The organism is Mycobacterium sp. (assembly GCF_050701675.1).
In the GTDB taxonomy this organism is placed as follows: domain Bacteria; phylum Actinomycetota; class Actinomycetes; order Mycobacteriales; family Mycobacteriaceae; genus Mycobacterium.
Genome location: NZ_JBOGDD010000363.1, coordinates 1 through 3,494, shown reverse-complemented (window position 1 = coordinate 3,494; position 3,494 = coordinate 1). Strand labels below are relative to the sequence as shown.

5 protein-coding genes are annotated in these 3,494 nt (G+C 67.5%); all 5 read left to right on the top strand.

Annotated elements, in window-relative coordinates; genetic code table 11:
* Window positions 1-414 (top strand): FadR/GntR family transcriptional regulator (locus tag ACRDUX_RS10670; RefSeq protein ID WP_526413667.1); only part of this gene is annotated, 414 nt, incomplete at its 5' end.
* Window positions 415-541: 127 nt separating this feature from the next.
* The gene (locus ACRDUX_RS10665) at window positions 542-1,186 is read left to right on the top strand and encodes an RraA family protein (protein ID WP_526413665.1); all 645 of its coding nucleotides are present in this window, start codon (window positions 542-544) and stop codon (window positions 1,184-1,186) included.
* Between the two features lie 14 nt (window positions 1,187-1,200).
* Window positions 1,201-1,539: a UxaA family hydrolase gene (locus tag ACRDUX_RS10660; RefSeq protein ID WP_526413663.1), complete on the top strand. Its 339-nt coding sequence runs from the start codon at window positions 1,201-1,203 to the stop codon at window positions 1,537-1,539.
* Entirely contained in the window at window positions 1,536-2,738 is a 1,203-nt protein-coding gene (locus ACRDUX_RS10655; RefSeq protein ID WP_526413661.1) for a UxaA family hydrolase, read from the top strand. The genes ACRDUX_RS10660 and ACRDUX_RS10655 overlap by 4 nt, the downstream gene beginning before the upstream one ends.
* A 31-nt stretch (window positions 2,739-2,769) precedes the next feature.
* Window positions 2,770-3,494 (top strand): sugar kinase (locus tag ACRDUX_RS10650; RefSeq protein WP_526413659.1); only part of this gene is annotated, 725 nt, incomplete at its 3' end.

Here is a 3,494-nt window from a genome sequence, read left to right as displayed (position 1 = left end):
GTACTGGAATCCGAGGCGACCGCACAGGCCGCGGCCAGAATCGACGCGGCCGGCCTCGAGCGTCTGCAGGAGTGCCTCGACGAGATGCACCACGACCCGCAGAGCGGGGACGGCGACGTCGAAGCGGTGACCGCAGCCGACGTCCGGTTCCACTTGGTGATCGCCGAGATTGCCGGCAACCCCGTGTTGGCGGCATTGCTGGAAGCGCTCAGCGACAAGACGTTTCGCGCCCGCGTCTGGCGCGGATACGCACAGGCCGGCGTATTCGAGCGAGCCTGGGACCAGCACCGCGCCATCTTCCGTGCGCTTCGCGATCGCGATCCCGCCCAGGCGGCTGCCTACGCCGCGGCCCACGTGGCCGACGTCGAGGCCTTCCTGCGTGACAATGCTCCGGAAGACCCCGGCGCGACCTAGCGACCGCCCACCCATTCGGTGAATTGGCCCTGCCAATTGTTTGACGCACTGAAATCCGGCGGATATGGTTCGAACCACCTGGAGCCGTTCGGCCAGGTGTCGTCGACGTCCCGATTGAGGTGCAGCGGTGGGTGCAGTCCAGCTAGGTCCGACGGTGAGCGCGGCGCAGGTGTCCGACTCACTCGATGCCAGCGGCGCTCGGGGCCACGTCCTGGCCGCGGGCATCCGACCGCTTCGCGAGGGCGTCCGAATCGTGGGCCGGGCCCATCCGATCCAATTTGCGCCGATCGAGCACGATCAGGACGATCCCTACCGCGAGTTCATCGAGTTCATGGACGCGATGAAGCCAGGCGACATCGCGGTGATCGCCACCGCTGCCAACGATCGCACCGCGTACTGGGGTGAACTCTTCTCCGCTGCTGCCGTGGGCCGCGGTGCAGTTGGGGCCATCTGCGACAGCTATGTCAGGGACACCCCGAAGATCGCGGCGCTGGGCTTCCCGGTGTTCTCCGCAGGTAGCCGACCTCTGGACTATCGAGCTCGAATGAGGGTGGTGGCCACCGGTGAACCGGTCAACTGTGCCGGCGTGCTGATCGAACCGGGCGAGCTGATGATCGCCGACGACGACGGTATCGTCGCCATCCCCTCGGTCGTGGAAGCCGAAGTGGTCGAACGCGCCAACGCGCGCGCCGCCGCCGAATCAGAAGTCCTCACCGACCTGCTGGCCGGCAAGACGCTCGGCGAAGTCTGGTCCCACTACGGCGTCCTGTGACAAGCGGAAACAAGGTGACGGCGGTATCCATCTCGCGGGAGCTACTCCTGCTCCACCCCAACGACAACACCTTGGCCGTGCGCAGACCGATCGAGGCGGGCACCGAGCTGGTCATCGACGGGCATCCGGTGATCGCCGACCGTGAACTCCCCGTTGGGCACAAGGTCGCGCGCACCGACCTGGCAGTGGGAAGCCCCGTGCGCAAGTACGGCGCGGTCATCGGCACCGCCATCGAGGCCGTGCATCGCGGCCAACACGTCCACACCCACAACCTCGCCAGCAATTACATTCCGGCACATCTGCGGGGCGGCGTCCAGTCCACCGGAGCCCATTGGGAAGGAACGACGACATGAGTCAGAACGGCACCATGAGCGGCTACCTGCGAGCAGACGGCCGGGTCGGAATCCGCAACGTCGTGGCCGTGGCCTACCTGGTGGAGTGCGCGCACTTCGTCTGCCGCGAGATCGCCGCACCCTTTCGTGACGAAGCGGTCCACGTCATCGGATTTCCCGGCTGCTACCCCAACGACTACGCCGAACGAATCATGACCGGGGTGTGCACACACCCCAATGTCGGTGGGGTGCTGCTGGTTTCACTGGGCTGCGAGAGCTTCGACCGGGAGACCCTGGCGTCGCGCATCGCGGCGAGCGGCCGGTGGGTGCAGACCCTGGTGATTCAGAAGTCCGGCGGTAGCGCCGCCACGATCGCGGCAGGCCGCAGCGCGGTGCGCGAAGCGCTCGAATCGCTCGCCGCCACACCACGGACGGCGATGGGATGGGGCGACCTCGTCGTCGGAACCATTTGCGGCGGCTCCGACGGGACCAGCGGTCTCACCGCCAACCCGGCGGTGGGCAGGGCCTTCGATCAGCTGGTCGCCGCGGGGGCGCGCTGCGTCTTCGAAGAGACCGGCGAGTTGATCGGGTGCGAGGAACACATGCGGGACCGGGCGGCCACCGCGGAGCTCGGCACCGAGATCGTCGCGACCGTCGACAAGGCGGCCGCCTACTACGAAGCGCTCGGACATGCCAGCATCGCGCCAGGCAACGTCGAGGGCGGCCTCACCACCATCGAGGAGAAGTCGCTCGGCGCGTACGCCAAGAGCGGATCCTCCCCAATCGTCGGGATCCTCAAGCCAGGCGACATACCGCCGGTCGGCGGGCTCTACCTGCTCGACGTGGTGCCCGACGGCCCACCGACCTTCGGCTATCCCAACATCAACGACACGGTGGAGATCGTCGAGCTGATCGCCTGCGGCGCGCATGTCATCCTCTTCACCACCGGTCGCGGATCCGTTGTGGGATCGGCAATTTCGCCGGTGATCAAGGTGTGCGCCAACCCCGACACCTACCGTGCGATGACCGGCGACATGGACGTCGACGCGGGCCGGGTGCTCGACGGCGCCGACCTCGACGAGGTGGGCGCCGAGATCTTCGAGCTGGTCGTCCAGACCGCGGCCGGGGCCGTCACCAAGTCAGAAGCCCTTGGGCATCAGGAGTTTCTGTTGGGCTATAAGACGTTCAGCCCCATCGGGCCGTCCTGCCTGGCCTCGTGACAACCGAGGCGCCCGCGGCGGGATCGGGATAATGACGGCGCCGGCCGTGACCTTCGGCGAGACGATGGGGTTGTTCGCCGCCGATACCGTCGGGCACCTTTCGCACCTGCCCAGCCTCTCGGTGGGAATCGGTGGCGCGGAGAGCAACGTCGCGATCGCCATGGCGCGTCTGGATGTGCCGGTGGTCTGGATGGGCCGGGTTGGACACGACCCTCTGGGTGACAAGGTGATTCGAGAGATCAGGGCCGAGGGTGTCATCGTCCGTGCTGTGCGTGACCCAGACCGCTCGACGGGCCTGATGATCAAGGAACGCCCACCTGGCGGCGGGGTCAACGTCTGGTACTACCGCGCTGGGGGCGCCGGCTCCGCGCTCTGCGTCGATGACATCGACGACACGGCGATCGCCGGCGCGTCGGTCCTGCACGTCACCGGAATCACGCCGTCCCTGGGTCCTGCACCGCGTGCAGCCACCTACCACGCGATCGACGTCGCACGCGCGCACGGCGTACCCGTCTCGTTCGACGTCAACTACCGCGCCACGCTCTGGCCGCCCGATATCGCCCGACCGGTGCTGTCCGACCTGGCCCGGAGCGCCGATCTGCTGTTCGCCGGCGCCGACGAGGCCCGACTCGTACTCGGCGCGAAGTACGAGGACTGCACCGATGCAACCGAACTCAGCAAGGCACTCAGCGCACTCGGGCCCGCCGAAGTCGTCGTAAAGCTGGGGGACGAAGGCGCACTGGCCCTCCTCGACGG